The 20,489-nt window shown below is 69.6% G+C and carries 10 protein-coding genes and 1 pseudogene; 2 read left to right on the top strand and 9 right to left on the bottom strand.

Annotated features, from left to right (window positions below; translation table 11 throughout):
• Positions 1-13: 13 nt before the first annotated feature.
• The 8 genes from tkt to IMW82_RS10550 form a co-directional block, all read right to left on the bottom strand.
• Positions 14-2,062 (bottom strand): transketolase, encoded by a 2,049-nt coding sequence (gene tkt / locus IMW82_RS10585; RefSeq protein WP_108470262.1) that lies wholly within the window; start codon positions 2,060-2,062, stop codon positions 14-16.
• An 80-nt stretch (positions 2,063-2,142) separates the two neighbouring features.
• On the bottom strand, positions 2,143-3,789 hold the full coding sequence (pgm, locus tag IMW82_RS10580; protein ID WP_211004410.1) for a phosphoglucomutase (alpha-D-glucose-1,6-bisphosphate-dependent): 1,647 nt from the start codon (positions 3,787-3,789) through the stop codon (positions 2,143-2,145).
• A complete protein-coding gene (gene pgi, locus IMW82_RS10575) occupies positions 3,786-5,450 on the bottom strand; it encodes a glucose-6-phosphate isomerase (RefSeq protein ID WP_211004409.1) in 1,665 nt (554 codons plus the stop codon). Before pgi ends, pgm begins: the two co-directional genes overlap by 4 nt.
• The gene (gene tal, locus IMW82_RS10570; RefSeq protein WP_211004408.1) at positions 5,447-6,541 is read right to left on the bottom strand and encodes a transaldolase; all 1,095 of its coding nucleotides are present in this window, start codon (positions 6,539-6,541) and stop codon (positions 5,447-5,449) included. The genes pgi and tal overlap by 4 nt, the downstream gene beginning before the upstream one ends.
• 28 nt (positions 6,542-6,569) lie before the next feature.
• Positions 6,570-7,286, bottom strand: a complete 717-nt coding sequence (locus IMW82_RS10565; RefSeq protein WP_211004407.1) for an HAD family hydrolase — start codon at positions 7,284-7,286, stop codon at positions 6,570-6,572.
• Positions 7,280-8,683, bottom strand: coding sequence for a glucose-6-phosphate dehydrogenase (zwf, locus tag IMW82_RS10560; RefSeq protein ID WP_211004406.1), 1,404 nt, complete (start codon positions 8,681-8,683; stop codon positions 7,280-7,282). Before zwf ends, IMW82_RS10565 begins: the two co-directional genes overlap by 7 nt.
• 556 nt (positions 8,684-9,239) lie before the next feature.
• Positions 9,240-9,596 (bottom strand): hypothetical protein, encoded by a 357-nt coding sequence (locus tag IMW82_RS10555; RefSeq protein WP_211004405.1) that lies wholly within the window; start codon positions 9,594-9,596, stop codon positions 9,240-9,242.
• A 490-nt stretch (positions 9,597-10,086) separates the two neighbouring features.
• Positions 10,087-10,347, bottom strand: a complete 261-nt coding sequence (locus IMW82_RS10550) for a hypothetical protein (protein ID WP_211004404.1) — start codon at positions 10,345-10,347, stop codon at positions 10,087-10,089.
• Between IMW82_RS10550 and IMW82_RS10545 the strand changes: the two are divergent.
• A pseudogene (locus tag IMW82_RS10545) lies at positions 10,324-11,181 on the top strand (integron integrase); the annotation flags it as partial. The gene IMW82_RS10550 and the pseudogene IMW82_RS10545 overlap by 24 nt on opposite strands.
• A 28-nt stretch (positions 11,182-11,209) precedes the next feature.
• Here IMW82_RS10545 and IMW82_RS10540 read toward each other — a convergent pair.
• The gene (locus IMW82_RS10540) at positions 11,210-19,852 is read right to left on the bottom strand and encodes a glucoamylase family protein (RefSeq protein WP_211004402.1); all 8,643 of its coding nucleotides are present in this window, start codon (positions 19,850-19,852) and stop codon (positions 11,210-11,212) included.
• A gap of 170 nt (positions 19,853-20,022) precedes the next feature.
• On the opposite strand from IMW82_RS10540, the gene IMW82_RS10535 reads away from it, so the two are divergent.
• Positions 20,023-20,487 carry a GNAT family N-acetyltransferase gene (locus IMW82_RS10535; RefSeq protein ID WP_211004401.1) on the top strand — a complete coding sequence of 155 codons (465 nt, stop codon included), beginning with the start codon at positions 20,023-20,025 and terminating at the stop codon, positions 20,485-20,487.
• Positions 20,488-20,489 lie beyond the last annotated feature (2 nt).

Raw genomic sequence — 20,489 nt, 5'->3', positions numbered from 1 at the left:
GCGATCCGCCGGCCTATTTGCTCAGCAGCGCCTTCGCCCGATGCACCACGTTGTCGACGGTGAAGCCGAACTCCTGCAGCAGCTTCTCCGCCGGGGCGGAGGCGCCGAAGTGGTCGATGCCGAGCACGTCGCCGTGCGGGCCGACGTAACGGTGCCAGCCCTGCGAAGTGCCCAGTTCCACCGCCAGCCGCGCCGGCACGTCGGGCGGCAGCACGCTGTCGCGATAGGCCTGCGGCTGCGCGTCGAACAGTTCCCAGCTCGGCATCGACACGCAGCGCACGGCGATGCCGTCGGCCTGCAGCTTTTCCGAGGCGGCAACGATCAGGCCCACCTCGGAACCGCTGGCGAGCAGGATCAGTGACGGCTTGCCGCCCGGCGCGTCGCTGAGTACATACGCGCCCCGGCGCAGCCCGTCGGCGCTGGCGTAGTGGCTGCGGTCCAGTGTGGGCACGTTCTGCCGGGTCAGCGCCAGCAGCACGGGCTGTTTCTTCGTTTCCAGCGCCACTTTCCATGCCACCGCGGTCTCGTTCGCGTCGGCGGGGCGGATCACGGTGAGGTTGGGGGTCGCGCGCAGGCTGGCCAGCTGTTCGATCGGCTGATGGGTGGGACCGTCCTCGCCCAGCGCCACGCTGTCGTGGGTGAACACGTGCACCACGTGCACGCTCATCAGCGCGGCGAGGCGGATCGCCGGCCGCATGTAGTCGGAGAAGATCAGGAAGGTGGAGCCGTACGGCACGAAGCCGCCATGCACAGCCAGCCCGTTGGTGATCGCGCCCATCGCATGCTCGCGCACGCCGAAGTGCAGGTTGCGGCCGGCGTGGCTCCAGCCGGCGCTGTCCGAACCCTGCGTGTCCTGTCCCGGCGTGGCAGCCGGGTTGAAGTCGCCAAGTCCCTTCAGGTTGGTATGCGTGGAGGAGTCCAGATCCGCCGATCCGCCGAACAGCGGGGGTAGCTTGGGCGCGATCGCGTTCATCACCTGGCCGCTGGCGACGCGGGTGGCGAGACCCTTGGCGTCGGCGGGGAACAGCGGGATGCCCGCGTCCCAGCCTGGCGGCAGTTCGCCGTCCAGGCGGCCTTGCAACTCGGCGGCCAGTTCGGGGAACGCCCTGGTATAGACATCCATACGGCTGTTCCAGGCGCGTTCGGCCTCCACGCCGCGGTCCAGCGCCTCGCGCAGGTGCTTGAGCGCCGGCGCCGGCAGCAGGAAGTCCGGTTCGACCGGCCAGCCCAGCTTCTGCTTCGTCTTCCTGACGTCCTCGACGCCCAGCGGCGAGCCGTGTGCCTTGAAGCTGTCCTGCTCGGGCGAGCCGAAACCGATGTGCGTGCGCACCAGGATCAGCGAGGGCCGTGCCGTATCGGCGCGGGCGGCGTCCAGTGCGGCATCGATCGCCGCCACGTCGTTGCCGTCGGCCACGTGGATGACCTGCCAGCCATACGCCTCGAAGCGCTTGGCGCGATCCTCGGAGAAGGTGATGTCGGTGCCGGCGGCGAGGGTGACGTAGTTGTCGTCGTACAGGCAGACCAGCTTGCCGAGTTTCAGGTGGCCGGCCAGCGAGGCTGCCTCGCTGGCCACGCCTTCCATCAGGTCGCCGTCGCTGACGATGGCCCAGGTGCGATGGTCGATCACCGTGTGGCCGTCGCGGTTGTAGCGCGCGGCCAGGTGTGCCTCGCCGATCGCCATGCCCACCGCGTTGGCCAGGCCCTGGCCGAGCGGGCCGGTGGTGATCTCCACGCCCGGCGTGTGGCCGTATTCGGGGTGCCCCGGCGTCTTGCTGCTCCACTGGCGGAACTGTTTCAAGTCGTCCAGCGTGAGGTCGTAGCCGGTGGTGAACAGCAGGCTGTATAGCAGCGCCGAGCCGTGCCCGGCGGACAGCACGAAGCGGTCACGGTCGGGCCAGCGCGGGTTGGCGGGGTTGTGCTTCAGCTGATGCGTCCACAACGCGTACGCCATCGGCGCGGCGCCCAGCGGCAAGCCGGGATGGCCGCTGTTGGCGTGCTGCACCATGTCCACCGACAGGAAGCGAAGCGTATTGATGCATTGCTGGTCGAGGTCATGGGACATGATGATTCTCCGATGGAATGGATGCGATGCGACCGTAGGGCGGGCACTCCCCGCCATCGGGTCGGCGGGCGGTGCCTGTCCTACGCGATGGCGGCGTCGACGATTTTCTGTGCCTCGTCGAGCAGGCTCTGCAGGTGTTGCTCGTCCTTGAAGCTTTCGGCGTAGATCTTGTAGATCGCCTCGGTGCCGGACGGCCGCGCGGCGAACCAGCCGCTGGCGGCGACCGCCTTGATCCCGCCGATCGCGGCGTCGTTGCCGGGCGCCTTGTCCAGCACCTGCTCGATTTTCTCGCCAGCCAGCCGGTCGCTCTTCAACTGGTCGGGCGACAGCTTCGCCAGCTTCGCCTTCTGCGCCGGCGTGGCGGCGGCGTCGACGCGGCTGGCGAACGGCTTGCCGAGTTCGCGGGTCAGCTGCGCATACAGCTCGCCCGGGTCCTTGCCCTCGCGCGCGGTGATCTCGGCCGACAGCAGCGCCGGCACCAGGCCGTCCTTGTCGGTGGCCCACGCTGAGCCGTCGTGGCGCAGCAGCGAGGCGCCGGCGCTTTCCTCGCAGCCGAAGCCGAGCGAGCCGTCGAACAGGCCGGGTGCGAACCACTTGAAGCCGACCGGCGTCTCGTACAGCTGTCGTCCCAATCGTTTGGCCACGCGATCGATCAGCGCGGTGCTGACCACGGTCTTGCCCACCGCGGCGTGCGCGCCCCACTGCGGCCGATGGCGGAACAGGTAGTCGACCAGCACCGACAGGTAGTGGTTCGGCTCCATCAGCCCGCTGCTGCGGGTGACGATGCCGTGGCGGTCGTGGTCGGTGTCGCAGGCGAACGCCACGTCGTAGCGGTCCTTCAGCCCGATCAGCCGCTGCATCGCGTACTTCGACGACGGGTCCATGCGGATCTTGCCGTCCCAGTCCACGCTCATGAAGGCGAACTGCGGGTCGACCACCGCGCTGACCACGGTGAGGTCGAGCTGGTAGCGCTCGGCGATCGGCGCCCAGTAGTGCACGCCGGCGCCACCCAGCGGATCGACGCCCATGTGCACGCCGGCGCCGCGGATCACGTCGAAGTCGACGATGTTCGCCAGGTCGGCGATGTAGGTATTGAGATAGTCGTGCTCGTGCGTGCTGGCCGCCTTGCGCGCCTGCGCGTACGGCATCCGGCGCACGTCCTTCAGGCCGCCTTCGAGCAGCGCGTTGGCACGGTTCTCCACCCACTTGGTGATGTCGCTGTCGGCCGGGCCGCCGTTGGTGGGGTTGTACTTGAAGCCGCCGTTGTCGGGCGGGTTGTGCGAGGGCGTGATCACGATGCCGTCGGCGAGGCCCGACGTGCGACCGCGGTTGTACACCAGGATCGCGTGCGACACCGCCGGCGTCGGCGTGTACTCGCCGCCGCTGGAGATCATCGCCTGCACGCCGTTCGCGGCCAGCACCTCCAGCGCGTTCTCGAACGCAGGCTGCGACAGCGCGTGGGTATCGGCGCCGATGAACAGCGGGCCGTCGATGCCCTTGCCCTGGCGGTACTCGCAGATCGCCTGGCTGATCGCCAGGATGTGCGCCTCGTTGAAGCTGCGCTCGAACGAATTGCCGCGATGGCCGGAGGTGCCGAACGCCACCCGCTGCGCCGGCATCGACGGGTCGGGTTTCAGGTCCGCGTACGCGGCCAGCAGTTGCGGGATGTCGACCAGGATCGACTGGGGTGCCGGCTTGCCGGCGAGGGGGCTGATCTTCTGGCTCATGGACCTTCCGTTGTCTGGCTGTCGCGCAATGCGCGATAGCGGCGAATCAGGTTGTTGGTGGAGCTGTCGTGGGCGAGCGGCGGTTCACCGGTCGCGGTCAGTTCGGCGATGGTGGTCTTGGCCAGCTGCTTGCCCAATTCCACACCCCACTGGTCGAACGAGTCGATGTCCCAGATCACGCCCTGCACGAACACGCTGTGCTCGTACAGCGCGATCAAGCTGCCGAGCACGCGCGGCGTCAGCCGTTGCGCGAGGATCGTGCTGCTGGGGCGGTTGCCGGGGAACGTGCGGTGCGGGGCCAGCGCCGCATCGGTGCCGGCGGCACGCACTTCCTCCGCGGTCTTGCCGAACGCCAGCGCCTCGCCCTGGGCGATCAGGTTCGCCAGCAGCAGGTCGTGCTGGTCGCCGCCGCCTTGTACGGGCAAGGGGTTCAGGCTCTGGCCGAAGCCGATGAAGTCGCACGGCACGATGCGCGTGCCCTGGTGCAGCAGCTGGTAGAACGAGTGCTGGCCGTTGGTGCCCGGCTCGCCCCAGTAGATCGGCCCGGTGGCGTAGTCCACCGCGGCGCCGTCGCGGGTGACGCGCTTGCCGTTGCTCTCCATGGTCAGCTGCTGCAGGTAGGCCGGGAAGCGCTTCAGGTATTGCTCGTAGGGCAGCACCGCGACGCTGGCGGCGTCGAGGAAGTTGTTGTTCCACACCGCCAGCAGGCCCATCAGCACCGGCAGGTTGCGCTCGAACGGCGCATGCCGGAAATGCTCGTCCATCGCATGGAAGCCGGCCAGCATGTCGCGGAAATGCTCCGGGCCGACCGCCAGCATGGTGGACAGGCCGATCGCCGAATCCATCGAATAGCGCCCGCCCACCCAGTCCCAGAAGCCGAACATGTTGGCGGTGTCGATGCCGAACTTCGCCACCTCGGCGGCGTTGGTGGAGACCGCCACGAAATGCTTCGCCACCGCGGCCTCGTCGCCCAGCGCGGCCACGCTCCATGCACGCGCGGCGTGGGCGTTGGCCAGGGTCTCCAGCGTGGTGAAGGTCTTCGAACAGACGATGAACAGCGTCTCGGCCGCGTCCAGGCCGTGCACCGCCTCGGTGAAGTCGGTGCCGTCCACGTTGGAGACGAAGCGGAACGTCATGTCGCGCCGGCTGTAAGCGCGCAGCGCCTCGTACGCCATCACCGGGCCGAGGTCCGAGCCGCCGATGCCGATGCTGACCACGTTGCGGATGCGCCTGCCGCCGTGGCCCAGCCACGCGCCGCTGCGCACGCGCTCGGCAAACGCGGCCATGCGATCGAGCACCACGTGCACGTCCGCCACTACGTCGTGGCCGTCGACCAGGATCTGCTCGTCCGCCGGCGCGCGCAGCGCCACGTGCAGCACGGCGCGGTGCTCGGTGGTGTTGATGCGCTCGCCGCGGAACATCGCCGCGATCCGCTGCGGCAGGCCGCAGGCCTCGGCCAGTTCGTGGAGCAGGCGCAGCGCGTCCGCGTCCACGCGCTGCTTGGAGTAGTCCAGGTACAGGCCGACGTCCTCCAGCACGAGGCGCTCGCCGCGCTGCGGGTCGGCGGCGAACCATTCGCGCAGATGCTTGTGGCCGATCGTGTCGGCATGCCGTTGCAACGCCTGCCACTGGGGCAGGCGGGTCAGTCGCGGTGCGCTCATGGCAGCTCGGATTCCTTGTCCAGCGCATTGGCCTTGTCGGCGATCCGCTGCAGCAGCTGCTGCCACGAGACCACGAACGCCGCGGCGCCGTCGCGCTGCAGCTTCTGCGCCAGCGCGTCGATATCCACGCCGGCCCTGGCGATCTGCGCCAGCACCGCGTCCGCATCGTCGCCGTCGTCGGACAGCACGCCGTGCAGCTGGCCGTGGTCGGCGAATGCGTGCAGGGTCTTCTCCGGCATCGTGTTGATGGTGTCCGGCGCGGCCAGCGCGCTGACGTACAGCGTGTCCGGCGCGGACGGGTCCTTGGTGCCGGTGCTGGCCCATAGCAGGCGCTGCGGCCGCGCGCCGGCGGCGGCGAGTTTCTGCCAGCGCTTCGAGGCCAGCAGTTCGCGGTAGGCACGGTAGGTCTGCTGGCCCACCGCGATGCCCAGCTTGTTGTGCAACGCGTCCGGCAACTGCTTGTTGGCGGCCACGTCCCAGCGGCTGATGAACAGCGAGGCGACCGAACCCACGTGCGGGTCCAGCCCGGCAGCCAGGCGCCGCTCGATGCCGCGCAGGTAGGCCTCGGCCACCGCCTGGTACTGCGCGCAGGAAAACAGCAGGGTCACGTTGATCGGGATGCCGAGGAAGATCGCCTCCTCGATCGCCGGCACGCCTTCGGGGGTGCCGGGAATCTTCACGAACAGGTTGTCGCGCTGGCCCTGATGGTGGATGTGGCGCGCCGCGGCGATCGAGCCGGCAGTGTCGGCTGCCAGCAGCGGCGAGACCTCCATCGAGACCCAGCCGTCGACCTGGCCGGTGGCGTCGAACACCGGGCGGAACAGGTCGGCCGCGCGGCGCAGGTCTTCCAGCGCCAGCTCGGTGAACAGCGCCTCGCCGCTCAGTCTGGCCAGCGCCTTGGCGTGGATGCCGGCGTCGTAGGCGTCGCCGTTGCCGATCGCCGCGTCGAAGATGCTCGGGTTCGAGGTCAGTCCGGTGATCGAGTCCTCGGCGACGTAGCGCGCCAGCGTGCCGTCGTCGAGCAGGCTGCGGGTGATGTTGTCCAGCCACAGGCTCTGGCCGAGGTCGTGCAGTTGGCGGGTCGCTTTCATGCTTGTCTCCGTGTTTCCGATTCGAATGTTATTCCGCCGGCAGCGGGATCGCGGGTGCGCCCGGCAGGAAGTCTTCAAGCTTACGCCGGCGCAGATCGCCGATGCACGCGATGGTGAGGTCCGGCGCCGGCGCGATGGCTTCGCCGGCACTGGCAGCCGCGTAGTGGCCCTGGCGCACGAACACGGTGGTGAGCTTGCGGCCCAGGTGCTGTTTCATCGCGGCCAGGATCTGCGGCTTGTCGTCCACCATCACGTAATGCACGGCGGGGTAGCGTTGCTGCATCGCCACCAGCATCTGCTGCTTGTGGATGTAGATCAGCACCTCGCCGCCCAGCGCAGCCCACAGCCCGGCACGGCGGATCTTGTGCGGCTGGAATACCACGTCGCCGTCGGACAGGATCGCGGTGGGTCCCAGCGTGCGCAGGTGCGCCACGGTCTCCAGCGCATGCGGGTACAGGCGGTCGGCGAACGGATAGTCCAGCAGGTAGCCGGACATCTGCAGCAGCGACGGGTCGTTGTCCAGGCCGGCGCGAAAGCGCTGCAGCGTGCCGAGGTAGTCAGCGAAGCCGCACTGCTCGCGCAGCTCCTCGTAGATCGCCCAGTAGCGTGCGCGTTCGCCGGCGCCGAAGGCCGCCTCCAGGGTGGCGCCGAGGTCGGCGCCGAAGCGGTCGTTGTCGAGCAGGGTATTGTCCACGTCGAGCAGGAACACCACCGCAGCGGCTTCGGCGGCAGGGTGGCTCAGCATGGCTTGCCCTCTTCCGCCCGCGGCTCGTGCCAGCCTTCGTCGCCTGCGATGCGGTCGGCTCCGGCCGGGCCCCAGCTGCCCGGCTCGTAGACGTCCACCGCGCCCTCGTGGGCCAGCACGCGGTCCACCACCGCCCACGCCGCCTCCACGCATTCGTCGCTGGTGAACAGCGCGTTGTCGCCGCGGATCGCGTCGCCGAGCAGGCGCTCGTACGGCGACTTCTCCGGCGCCAGGTCGTGCCGCATGACCAGCTCCACCGGCTCCCCGCGCATCTCCTCGCCGGGCTGCTTCACCCGCATGCCCGCGGCGATGATCACCTCCGGGCTGAGCCGGAAGCGGAAATAGTTCGACTGCGCCGCGCCGATTGCGTCGAATACCGACAGCGGCGGCGCCTTCATGTCCACCATCACCTCGGTGGTGGTGACGGGCAACTTCTTGCCGGCGCGGATGTGGAACGGCACGCCGGCCCAGCGCCAGGTGTCGATGTACAGGCGCAGCGCCACGAAGGTCTCCACGTTGGAATCGGCGGCCACGCCGTCGACCTCGCGGTAGCCCTTGAACTGGCCGCGCACCACCTCGGCCGGATCGAGCGGGCGCATCGCGCGGAACAGCCGCAGCTTCTCGGTGCGCAGTGCTTCCGGCTCACTGCCGATCGGCGCGTCCATCGCCAGCAGCGAGGTCACCTGCAGCAGGTGGTTCTGCAGCACGTCGCGGATCGCGCCGACGCCCTCGTAGAACGCGCCGCGGCCGTCCACGCCGAACTGCTCGGCCATGGTGATCTGCACGCGGTCCACGTAGCGGTTGTTCCACACTGGTTCCAGCACGGTGTTGGCGAAACGGAAGTACAACAGGTTCTGCACCGGCTCCTTGCCCAGGTAGTGGTCGATGCGGAAGATCGCCGACTCCGGGAACACCGCGTGCAGCGTGCGGTTGAGTGCCTGCGCCGAGGCCAGGTCACGGCCGAACGGCTTCTCCACCACGATCCGCGCATCGTCCGCGCAGCCGGCCTGCTTGAGGCTTTTTGCCACCACCCCGAACAGCCCGGGCGGAATCGCCAGGTAGTGCAGCGGCCGCTGCGCCGCGCCCAGCGCCTGCTTCAGCTGGCGGAACGTGGCCGCGTCGTTGTAGTCGCCGTCGACATACTGCAGGCGCGCCGCCAGCTTCGCGAACGCCGCCTCGTCGATGGTGCCGCCCTGCTCCTGCGCCGCGTGCGCCAGGCTGTCGTGCGCGCGCTGGCGCAGTTGTTCCACGTTCCAGCCCGAGTGCGCCACGCCGATGATCGGCAGGTCCAGCCCGTCGCGCAGCATCATCGCCTGCAGTGCCGGAAAGATCTTCTTGTAGGCCAGGTCGCCAGTGGCGCCGAAAAAGACCAGAGCATCCGAGCGGGGAGGCGGCATGGCGGGGGTGTTCTCCATGGGGTTGGCGGGTGTTGCTGCCCGACGTGTGCGGGCGGCAGGCGATGCGGCATGGCGGGGCTTCGCCAACATGCCGGACATCGGGTCTACTTTCCAGCCTGCACGTCGGCAGGTTAAGTCGATGCATAAGTCAGGCCGCGCTTGTGTGGCGGCCATCGCGCCGGGCCGCGACCGCGGCCACGCCGCGATGACGGGTGGTACCGCGGACCCAGTCGCCGGGACTGCCCAGGCCGTGGGCGCGATTGACGCGATTCACCCCCGTCCCGCCGATGACCTCGCCGGCGGCATCGAACACGCCGGGGGGGAAACTCGGCTACGCACGCCCAGCATGCGATGCCGCGCCCTACCCTGGTCCGGGTCGGCAACATCGACCCGACAAGACCATCCAGGGAAATGCAGTCTGGCAACGTTCGACGCCGCATCCAACTGACAAAGCAGCACGCAACACCAAGGACAACACGATCACCAGCAGTCGCCCGAAAGTTCAGGGCAAAAGCATCATGCGCACGGGGTTGACGGGAAGTCTCCCAAGGAGATGTTAGAGCTGCGCGCGCTTGGCATTGTGCTGTTTGAAGCGACGCAACCATCTGGTAGTAGTGAATGCGATAAACACAGGTGTGGTTGCGATGCCCCCAAAGAACCACGCCAGAAACTGTTGGGACGAATCCGAGTGCGCAAAGTGCAAGCATGCTCCTGTGAAAACCGCGAGCCAGACGACGGATGCCCCTGTAACCCACCACAACATTTTGGCGAGTGAGCCACGACTTGGGTCGCCCAGCTTGGCGGCAAGAGTGGTCTTGTTTGTGGCGTCATGAACAGCGTAGGAGAAACGTGTGAGGAACGACCAGCTCAACAATCCGATGGACGCTCCGAGTAATAGGGCGAAGATGTTCATAGGCTCTAACGCTGGAGTTAAGCGGCGGCGTAGCTGTCCGCCTTGAACGATTGGTTAACCGACTACCCCAAACTACCAGCTTTGGATGCCCCAGGCTTGCGACGATGCCGCGCGGAAAGCTGCTGCGGCGACGGACGACAAGCCAGCGCGAAGCTGGGCGAAACACACCACACGAAGAACCTGCACGAGCTACCGACTAACGCAGAGGTAAGCGGCGGCGGTACGCCGTCCGCTTGACCGCCGTGTTAGACGGCGGAAGCAGACGTTGCCGCGATGGTGAACGAAGCCATGATGCCATGAGCGCAGGCTACCCGAAGAGGGAACACAACACGATTGCATTGGGAGCAGCCGAAGCGGCTTTGGTGGTGAGGAAGGCCGTGAACGTGACGCGGCCGCCAACAACCCTGTGAAGCAAATGAAACGCTCCGCCGACTAACGCTGGAGTTAAGCGGCGGCGAAGCCGTCCGCCTTGAACGAATTGTTAGCCCGCCTAGACGTGTTTGCCTAGCCAGGCTGACGCATACCATTGTTGGAGCTTGCCAGCGAACGCGATCGATTGCGACAAGACAAGTTCTGTGGTGCCGAGGCCCATGTACTCGCCAACGATGTACGAAAGATATTTTGCTAGGTCTTCTGTTGAAGCGTCCTGCTCCAATAGCCGCAGACAAGGAGCGAGATAGTTGTCGTATTCGTCCGGCGGGCAGCCTGAGTCCGGATTGGCATAGACATCCTGGCCACCGGCAAGCGGCATCCGCGCGACATGGGGGTGGCGGAGGTTGAGGGCTTTCTGAGCACGTTGGCGGTCGAGGGTCAGGTGGCGGCGGGTACGCAGAACCAGGCGCTGTCGGCACTGCTGTTTCTGTACAAAGAGGTGTTGTCGGTCGAGTTGCCGTGGATGGAGACGGTGGTACGGGCGAAGCGGCCGCAGCGGGTGCCGGTGGTGCTCTCGCGCGATGAGGTGAGCCGGTTGCTGGCGATGATGGATGGGCGCTTCGGTTTGATGGCCTCGCTGTTGTACGGCTCGGGTATGCGGCTGATGGAGTGCGTGCGCCTGCGCGTGAAGGACGTGGATTTCGAGCTGAACCAGATCTGCGTGCGCGATGGCAAGGGCGGCAAGGACCGGCATGTGCCGTTGCCGCGACGCCTGCGCGAGGCGCTGCAGGCGCAGCTGGAGCGGGTGCGTTTGATCCACCAGCAGGATCTGGCGGCGGGCCTGGGCGCGGTGTGGCTACCGCATGCGCTGGCACGCAAGTATCCGTCGGCGCCGCGCGAGCCCGGCTGGCAGTACGTGTTTCCGTCGGAGCAACTGTCGCGTGATCCGCGCGACGGCGAGCGACGGCGCCATCATGTGGACGAGGCCGGCCTGCAGCGCGCGGTGCGCAATGCGCGGCTCAAGGCCGGCCTCGTCAAGCCGGCGACGTGCCACACCCTGCGCCACTCGTTCGCCACCCACCTGCTGGAGGCGGGTCAGGACATCCGCACGATCCAGGAATTGCTCGGCCACAAGGACGTCGCCACCACCCAGATCTATACGCATGTGCTCAACCGCGGCGGCCACGGCGTGTTGAGCCCATTGGACCGTTGAGCGCAGGGGCACGCAGCCGCGGCCGGCTTCATGGGCGGCGCGGCCAGTTCAGTTCCACGCTGTGCTCCGCGCCGTCGTCGGCCAGCGGGATGCGGCCATTGGCCTGCGCGGTGCCGTCCAGCCATAGCGTGCTCATCGTGCCGGCGTCGCTCTGGCGCAGGTGGATCCGGTAGAGCGTGTCGCGGTGGCGGTAGTCAATGGTGAAACCTTCCCACTCCGGCGGCAGCACCGGCGCGAAGCGCAGCTGGCCGGCTTCCAGGCGCAGGCCCAGCAGCGATTCCACGATCAGCCGGTACATCCAGCCGGCGGAGCCGGTGTACCAGCTCCAGCCGCCGCGGCCGGTGTGCGGGGCGACCGCATAGACGTCGGCGCTGACCACGTAGGGTTCGACCTTGTAGACGTCCATTTGCGCGTCGTCGAGGCCGTGGCTGACCGGGTTGATCATGCGCAGCAGTTCCCACGCACGCGCGCTGTCGCCGAGCTCGGCGAACGCCATGGTGGCCCAGATCGCGGCATGCGTGTACTGGCCGCCGTTCTCGCGCACGCCGGGCAGGTAGCCCTTGATGTAGCCGGGGTCGAGCGCGGATTGGTCGAACGGCGGGGTCAGCAGTTGCACCAGGCCGGCGTCGCGGCGCACCAGGTGCGCATCCAGCGACGCCATCGCTTGTCGCTGCCGTGCCGGCGCGCCGATGCCGGACAGCACCGACCAGCTCTGCGCGATCGAGTCGATGCGGCATTCGTCGTTGCCGGCGGAGCCGAGCGGTGTGCCGTCGTCGAAGTAGGCGCGGCGGTACCAGGCACCGTCCCAGCCGTGCTGTTCCAGCGCGGTGCGCAACCTGGCCACTTCGCCTGCGCAGCGTTGCGCGAACGGCTCGTCGTCGTGCAGCCGGGCCACTTCGACGAAGCGCTGCAGCACTTCGCAGGAGAAGAAGCCCAGCCACACGCTTTCGCCGCGGCCCTGTTCGCCGACCCGGTTCATGCCGTCGTTCCAGTCGCCGCCACCGATCAACGGCAGGCCGTGCGCGCCGCGCCGGCTGAAGCTGCGCTCGAGCGCGCGCACGCCGTGCCGATACAGCGTTTCGCGCAGGGCCGAGGGCTGCGGCAGGTCGTAGTACGACTCCTCGCCGTCGTGCAGCGGGCGGCCCTCGATGTAGCCGACGCATTCGTCCAGCACGCCGCGGTCGGCGCTGGCCAGCACGTAGCGCGCGATGGCCAGCGGCAGCCACAGGTAGTCGTCGGAACAGGTGGTGCGCACGCCGCGGTCCAGCGGCGGGTGCCACCAGTGCTGCACGTCGCCTTCGGCGAACTGGTGCGCGGCACACAGCAGCAGCTGCGCGCGCGACAGTTCCGGCGCGGCGTGCACGGTCGCCATCGAGTCCTGCAGCTGGTCGCGGAAGCCGAACGCGCCGCCGCTCTGGTAGTAGCCGCTGCGTGCCCAGATCCGGCAGGCGATGGTCTGGTACAGCAGCCAGCCGTTGGCGAGCACGTCGAGCGCGGGTTCCGGCGTGCGCACCTGCACCGCGCCGAGCACGCGCGCCCAGTGCGCGCGCACCCTGTCCAGCGCGTCGGCGGCGCTGCCGCTGCCGCGGAAGCGCTGCACCAGCGCGCTGGCCTCGGCGGCGTCGCGGCCCAGGCCGAGGCGGAAGATCAGCTGGCGCTGCTCGCCATTGTCCAGTGTCACCAGCGTCTGCAGCGCCGCGCAGGGGTCGAGCCCGGCGCCGAGCCGGCCGGACAGGTTGGCGCGACCCAGCCCGGCCGGCGCGCGCATGCTGCCGTTGCGGCCGAGGAATTCGCCGCGGTCGCCGTCGATGCCGCGCGCGGGGTCGTCCACGTCGAAGAACGCCACGCGGTTCGGGAACTCGCTGTTGTACGCGTTGCGCGCGAACAGCGCGCCGCTGGCCGGGTCCGACTCGGTGACCACGTGCATCGCGGTCTTCGCGCGCAGGTCGCCGAGCAGCCATTCGACGTAGCCGGTGACGCTTAGCCGGCGCGGCTGGCCGGAGTCGTTGCGCAGTTTCAGCACCGAGAATTTCACCGAGGCGTCCAGTGCCACGTAGATCCACAGTTCGGAGTGGATGCCGTCCTCGTGGTGCTCGAACACGCTGTAGCCGAAGCCGTGGCGGGTGACGTAGCTGCCGCTGCCGCGGCAGGGCAGCGGGGTCGGCGACCATACCTGGCCGGTCTCTTCGTCGCGCAGGTACAGCGCCTCGCCGCTGCCGTCGCCGACCGGGTCGTCGTGCCACGGGGTGAGCCGGAATTCGTGCGCGTTCTCGCCCCAGCTGTAGGCGCTGCCGCTCTCGGAGATCACCGTGCCGAACTGCGGGTTGGCCAGCACGTTCGCCCACGGCGCCGGCGTGCTGTCGCCGGCGGCCAGGGTGATCACGTACTCGCGGCCGTCGCTGCTGAAGCCGCCGTGTGGGTTGGCCAGCTGCAGCGTGGCCGGGGCGCGGGCGCTGGCGGCGAGCGTGGCGCTGCCGATGCGCCGCGGCCGGCTCGGCTCGAAACGCGGCGCGTGGGTTTCCACCTGGCGCCGACCGATCTGCTCGGCCAGGCTGCCGCGGCTGTCGTTGAGCACGATCCGCGCACTGGCCAGCATCACCAGCCGGTCCTCGCCGGACAGCTGCTGCCCCGGGCGCACGAAGATGCCGCCGGGGCGGTCGAGCAGGCTGGCTTCGCTGCCCGAGGCGATCAGGCCCATGATCTGGTCGTGCAGTTCCTGCCGGTAGCCGGCGCGGTCCTCGTTCCAGATCACCAGGTCCACCGCCAGCCCCTTCAGCCGCCAGTACGCGTGCGCCTGCACCAGCTGGCGCACCAGCTCGATCCGCGACGGGCTGGCGATCTGCAGCAGCACGATCGGCAGGTCGCCGGAGACCGACTGCCCCCACAGCCCGCTCTGCCCGCGCCGGTTGCCGCGCAGCACGGCCGGCTCGGCGCGCAGGCCGGCGTTCGGGTACAGGATGCCGGTGGCCATGTGTTCGTACAGCTGCGCGTCGGCGAGGCTGGCGTTGAGCTGGCGCAGCAGCACCTGGCTGTGCGTCCAGGCCAGGTCGAACACGCGGTCGGCGAGGTGGCGGTCGCGGTACTTGCCGATCAGCTGCAGGCAGCCGTCGCGCTGCGCGGCGTAGCCGGTGACGAAGTCGATGGTGGCCGACTGCTCCGGCTCCAGCGTGATGCGGCAGCGGATCGCCACGATCGGGTCGAGCACCGAACCGGCGCTGTCGGACAGCCGCGCCTGCTCGCGGTCGAGCGCCTGCGGCTCGGCCGTGCTGCGGCCGCGGCCGATGAAGCGGGCGCGGTCGGTCTCGTAGGAGATCGCGTCGATGTCGGCGTCATGCACCGCCAGCAGGTGGAACATCCACGGCACCTGCTCGTCGGCCGAGCGTGGCCGGCGCGTGCACACGATTGCCTGCAGCGCCGGCACCAGTTCGGTCTGCACGAACAGCTTGCTGAAGGCCGGGTGCGCTGCGTCGGCGAGCGGCGGCGCCAGCACCACCTCGGCGTAGCTGGTCAGCTCGATCGTGCGCCGCGTGCGGCTGCGGTTGCCGATGCGCGTGCGGCGCAGCTCGATGTCGTCTTCCGGCGACACCACGATCTCGGTGTGCGCGTCGAACTCGCGCTCGCGCACGCGGAACTCGGCGCGTGCGTCGGAGAAGATCGCCTCGAACTGCTCGGTCTTCATCAGCGTGGGCTGGTAGGCGGTGGACCAGCACTCGCCGCTGGCCACGTCGCGCAGGTAGCAGAACATGCCCCAGGCGTCGCGCGTGATGTCTTCGTGCCAGCGCGTCAGCGCCAGCTCGCCGCGCCGGCTGTAGCCGCCGCCGGCGCTGGACAGCATCACGTGGTAGCGGCCATTCGACAGCAGCTGCACCGCCGGGCGCGCGCGGTCCGGGTCGGCGAACACGCGCAGCCGCGCCTCGGCCGGGCGCGGGCTGCCGTCCGACTCGGGGAAGCCGGAGGCGTGCAGGTATTCCGCCGCGGTCTTCGGCACGCGCTCCTGCAGCAGCAGGCTGGTGGCCTGGAACTGCGGGTCGGATTCGAAGCGCCGCTGCATCGGCCGGCCCAGCAGCGCGTGGCCCAGCGCGAGCAGGCTCATGCCCTGGTGGTGCGCCATGAACTGCCGCACCAGCGCCGAGTCCTGGCCCAGCGGCAGCCGCGCCGGGGTGTAGTCGATTGCCTCGTACAGGCCGTAGCGGCCGCGCGCGCCGGCCTCGGCCAGCCGCTGCAGGTTCTTGGTGGCCGCCGCCGGCGCCACCATCAGCGCCAGCGCGGTGGCGTACGGCGCCACCACCACGTCGTCGCCCAGCCCGCGCTTCAGGCCCAGCCCGGGCACGCCGAACGCGCGGTACTGGTAGGTGAAGTGCGCGTCCAGCGTGTTGTAGCCGGACTCGGAAACGCCCCACGGCACGCCGAGCTGGTTGCCGTATTCGATCTGCCGCGCCACCGCCGCGCGGCAGGTCTGGTCGAGCAGGGTGCCTTCGTAGCCGGGCATCACCAGCAGCGGCATCAGATACTCGAACATCGAGCCGGTCCACGACAGCAGCACCGGTTCGCCGCCCACGGTGGTAAGCAGGCGGCCCAGCGCGAACCAGTTGTCCTGCGGCAGCTGGCCCTGCGCGATGCCGACGAAACTGGCCAGCCGCGCCTCCGACGCCAGCAGGTCGTAGTAGCCGGCGTCGAGCCGGCGCTGGTCCACGTTGTAGCCGATCGCCAGCAGGTCGCGCGCGCTGTCGTAGAGGAAGCGGTAGTCCATCAGCGCCAGTTCGCCGGCCTGCTGGGCCAGCTGCGCGATCACGGCGAGGCGTTCGCGCGCGTGTTCGCGCACGCCCTCGGCGTCGGCCCCGGCGGGCCACGCCAGCGGTTCGATCCGCGCCAGCTGGCGCAGCGTGGGGATGCCCTCGAAGCCGGCCACGTCGTCGGCCGGCGGGTCCAGCTCGAACGCGGCGGCCTCGGCGCACAGTTCGTCGCACTGCGCGAGCAGCGCGTCGAGCCAGAAGCGCGACTCGCTGCCGGGCTCGGTCTCCAGCCGCGGTACCAGCGCCTGCGCGTGGCCGCGCAGTTGCAGCAGCAGCGCGCTGGCCGCGCCGGTGCGCGCCGGTGGCGTGGCCAGGCTCTCCTGCAGCTGCCAGTCGAGCGGGTCCAGCGCGCGCGAGAGGTCGGGATCCAGGGTGTCGTGCAGCAGCGCCAGCGTGTCGCGCAGGCCGTGCAGCACGCGCGGCTGGAACACCGGCTGGTCGGCCAGTTCCTCCAGCCCGGGGCGCAGGGTCAGCAGGTGGCCGGCGAGGTTGCCGCTGTCCACCGCCGAGACGTACAGCGGCGCCAGTGGCTGCAGGCTCTGCGTGTCGTACCAGTTGTAGAAGTGGCCGCGGTGGCGCGGCAGTTGCTGCATGGTGGCCAGCGTGTGGCCGGTGCGTTCGAGCAGGCGGCCGCTGCCGAGGAAGCCGAAGTCGTGCGCGGCCAGGTTCGCCAGCAGCGCCAGGCCGATGTTGGTGGGCGAGGTGCGGTGGGCGATCGCCGGGCCGGGTTGCTCCTGCAGGTTGTCTGGCGGCAGCCAGTGCTCGGCCGCGCCTACGTGGGTGTCGAAGAAGGCCCAGGTCTGCCGTGCCAGCGTGCGCAGGAAGCGCTGCTGCGCCGTGCTCGGCGCGAAGGCGCCGGGCACGCGCGGCTGGCTGATCCACCACGCGATCGCGGGTGAGACCAGCCACAGCAGCAGCAACGGCGCGGCCAGCCACAGCACCAGCGGACGCTCATGCGCCAGCACCACGCCCAGCAGCAGCGCCAGCGCCGGGCCGATCCCCATCAGCCGCCACAGCGCGGCCGGCGCGTTGCCGCTGCGCCGCTCGACCTCGCCGGAGGTCTGCCACTGCAGCAGGTGGCGCTGGCTGACCGTCACCCGCCACAGCGTGCGCACGATCGCGTCGAGGTGGTACAGCGCCTCGTGCGGCAGCCACGCCAGTCCCAGCGCCATCCGCGCCAGGTGCTGCAGGCCGGCCTGGAAGCCGGCGCGCAGGTGCTGGTCGAGCTGCACCTCGCGCGGCTTCTGCACCAGTTCGAGCAGGGCCGCCAGCAGCGGCGGCAGCAGCACCATCGACAGCACCGCCAGGGTCCACGACAGCACCGTGCCGATCAGCAGCCAGCCGACCAGCAGCAGCACCAGCAGCGCCACCGGCACCAGGCTGCGGCGCAGGTTGTCGAGGATCTTCCAGCGCGACAGCGCGGTCAGCGCGTTGCGGCGCCAGCCATCGTGCGCGGTCGGCGCCCACGGCAGCAGCCACGGCAGCAGCTGCCAGTCGCCGCGGATCCAGCGGTGGCGGCGCTTCACGTCGGCGCCGTAGCGCGCCGGGTAGCTTTCGAACAGCTGCACGTCGCTGAGCAGGCCCGCTCGCGCGTGGCAGCCTTCGACCAGGTCGTGGCTGAGGATGCGGTTGTCCGGAAAGCGGCCGTCCAGGGCGCGCTCGAACGGGTCGATCGCGTAGATGCCCTTGCCGATGAACGAGCCTTCGCCGAACACGTCCTGGTACACGTCCGAGACCATCTGCGTGTACGGGTCGATGCCGGCGTCGCTGCCGTACAGCTGGGCGTAGCGCGAGCGCGCGGTGCTGGGCAGGCTGATCCCCACGCGTGGCTGCAGGATCGCGTAGCCGCTGACCACGCGGCGCAGGACAGGGTCGTACACGGCGCGGTTGAGCGGGTGGTCGATGGTGCCGACGAAGGCCTGCGCCGCGTCGCGCGGCAGTTCGGTGTCGGTGTCCAGGGTGATCACGTATTGCACCGGGCCCAGCGACGCGATGTCGCCCACGATCAGCATGAAGCGGCCGTGCGCGTTGCCGCGCAGCAGCGCGTTCAAGTCGGCCAGCTTGCCGCGCTTGCGCTCGTGGCCCATCCAGCATTGCTCGCCCGGATTCCAGCGGCGCGGCCGGTGGAACAGGAAGAAGCGGTCGGCCCTGGCGCTGGCGTAGCGATCATTGAGCGCCTCGATGCGCCGCTGCGCGCGCAGCAGCAGCGCCTCGTCGCCGGGCAGGGTCTCGTGCGCGGCGTCGGCGAAGTCGGTGAGCAGGGCGAAGTGCAGGTGCTCGTCGCGGTTGCCGAGGAAGCGCACCTCCAGCGCTTCGGCCAGTTCGTCGACGTCCTGCGCGCTGGCGACCAGGCTGGGGATCGCCACCAGCGTGCGCGCGCTGGCCGGAATGCCGTGCGAGTAATCCATCCGCGGCAGCTGCCGCGGCGCGATCGACAGCGTGGCGATCCAGTTGAGCAGGCTCAACCCCAGCTGGCTGGCCAGGATCGCCGCGGGCACCGCCAGCGCGGCCAGCGCCCACGTCGACCAGTGCTGGTGCGCGGCGACGGCGACCAGCGGCTGCGCGAAGGCGAAGGTGAGCAACGCCAGCAGACCCAGGTAGATCGGCAGCGGCGCGCGGTCGAAGCCGCGGCGCAGTGTCTCGCGCAGCGGCGGGTGGATGCCCAGCTGTTGTTCCAGCCGCGGCCGTCCGCGATCGATCAGGTAGTAGCCGACGTGCTGTGGCAGCGGCATGCTGCTGTCGGTGGGCGCCGCGGCCTGGCTCAGCGCGATCGCCGCCTCGGCCACCTGCAACTCGGTCAGCCGGTGCCGCCGCGCCATCGCCTCGACCACGTGGCGATAGCGGTCGCGGGTGGCGAAATCCATCGCCGCATAGACATCGGCCGGATCCTCGCGCAGGCCGTGCTCGACCAGGCTGCACTGCTCGACGAAGTCGCGCCAGTCGATCGCCGACAGCGTGCGCAGGCTGCCGATGCTGTTGCTGATCGAGACCTGGTTGGCGGCCTGCTGCTGCGCCTCCAGCTGCACCAGGTGCTCGATGCTCTGCCCCGAGGTGGCCAGGCGCTGCTCGATCCAGCTCAGCGGCAGCGCCAGTGCCGGGCTCTGGCCCTGCAGCCGGCGCGCCATCTCGGCCACGAACGGGCCGTTCATCGGTGGGTCCGAACGCGCCATGTCGGCCACGACCAGCACCACCGAGTTCGGCTCGCGCCCGGCGGTGGCGGTCATCGCGTCGGCCCAGCGCGCGGCCTTGCCGCGGTGGCGCCAGTCCGCCATCACCCGCGCGGCCACCCGGCGCAGGTTCTCGATCAGCGCCAGCCGCAGCATGATCGGGATCGCCCACAGCTCGCCCAGCTTCAGCGGGCTCACTTCCTGGTAGGCGTCGATGAAGCGCTGCAGGATGTGTGTGTCGACCCGACCGTCGCCGTGCGAGATGATTTCCAGCGCGATGTCGTAGACCCGCGGCAGGCCGGCCGACGGCCCGCTGGCCAGCCGCGGCAGTTCGCGGCTGTAGCCTTTCGGCAGGTGCCGGCGGGCGATCCGCACCTGCTCCTCGACCAGGTAGAAGTTGTCCAGCAGCCACTCGGCGGCCGGGGTGATCCGCCGCCGCTTGCGGGTGGCGTCGGTCAGCCGCTCGCAGGTGTGGGTCAGCACTGCCTTGTTGTCGTCCAGCCGCACCAGCAGCGAATCCATGCTGGTCCGCGCACCGAGCCGGTGCTGGCCGGCCAGCGCGCGGCCGTGCCGCTCCATCTGCTCGGCGCTGAACAACTCCGCGCGCAGCGCCGGTTCCTGCTCCGGCCGCGTGCGTGCGGCGGCGCGGCGCCGGCGGAACGCATTCAGCCTGCGCAGCTTGAGCCGGTCGAGGAGGTTGCCGATGTTCAAAAGCGGTTTTCCTTGGGCCTCGCGGAATCGGCCACGAGGCATCCATGTGGGCGGAGCGCCAGCGGGAACCCGTGTGAGGGCTGCGACCGCCGGCTCGGTTCGACCCTACGCGCCGACATGTGAAGACGGTGCACGCTACGATGGGCGCCCGCCTCCACCGGAGTCACGCCGTGCCACTGCAGATCCGCGCCGCCACTCTTGCCGACGTTTCCGACCTGGTCGCCTGGAACGCGGCGATGGCCTGGGAAACCGAACACAAGCGGCTCGATCCCGCCACGCTGGAACGCGGCGTGCGCGGCGTGTTCGAGCAGCCGCGGCGCGGCTTCTACCTGGTGGCCGAGCACGACGGTGCGGCGCTCGGCTGCCTGCTGGTGACCTACGAATGGAGCGACTGGCGCAACGGCGATTTTTGGTGGATCCAGAGCGTCTACGTGGCGCCCGCCGCGCGCCGCGTCGGCGCGTTCCGCGCGCTGTACGCCGAAGTGGCGCAGCGTGCCGCGGCGGCCGGCGCGGTCGGCCTGCGGCTGTACGTGGAAACGGAGAACCAGCGCGCGCAGGCGACCTACGAAGGGCTCGGCATGCAGCGCTGCCACTACTTCATGTACGAGGCGCCGCTGGCAAAGCCGGTTTCGTAAGG

It is taken from the genome of Rhodanobacter sp. B2A1Ga4, from assembly GCF_018101315.1.
Lineage (GTDB): Bacteria > Pseudomonadota > Gammaproteobacteria > Xanthomonadales > Rhodanobacteraceae > Rhodanobacter > Rhodanobacter thiooxydans_A.
The sequence above is the reverse complement of the archived record's forward strand: the minus strand, read 5'-3'. Positions and strand labels throughout refer to the sequence as shown.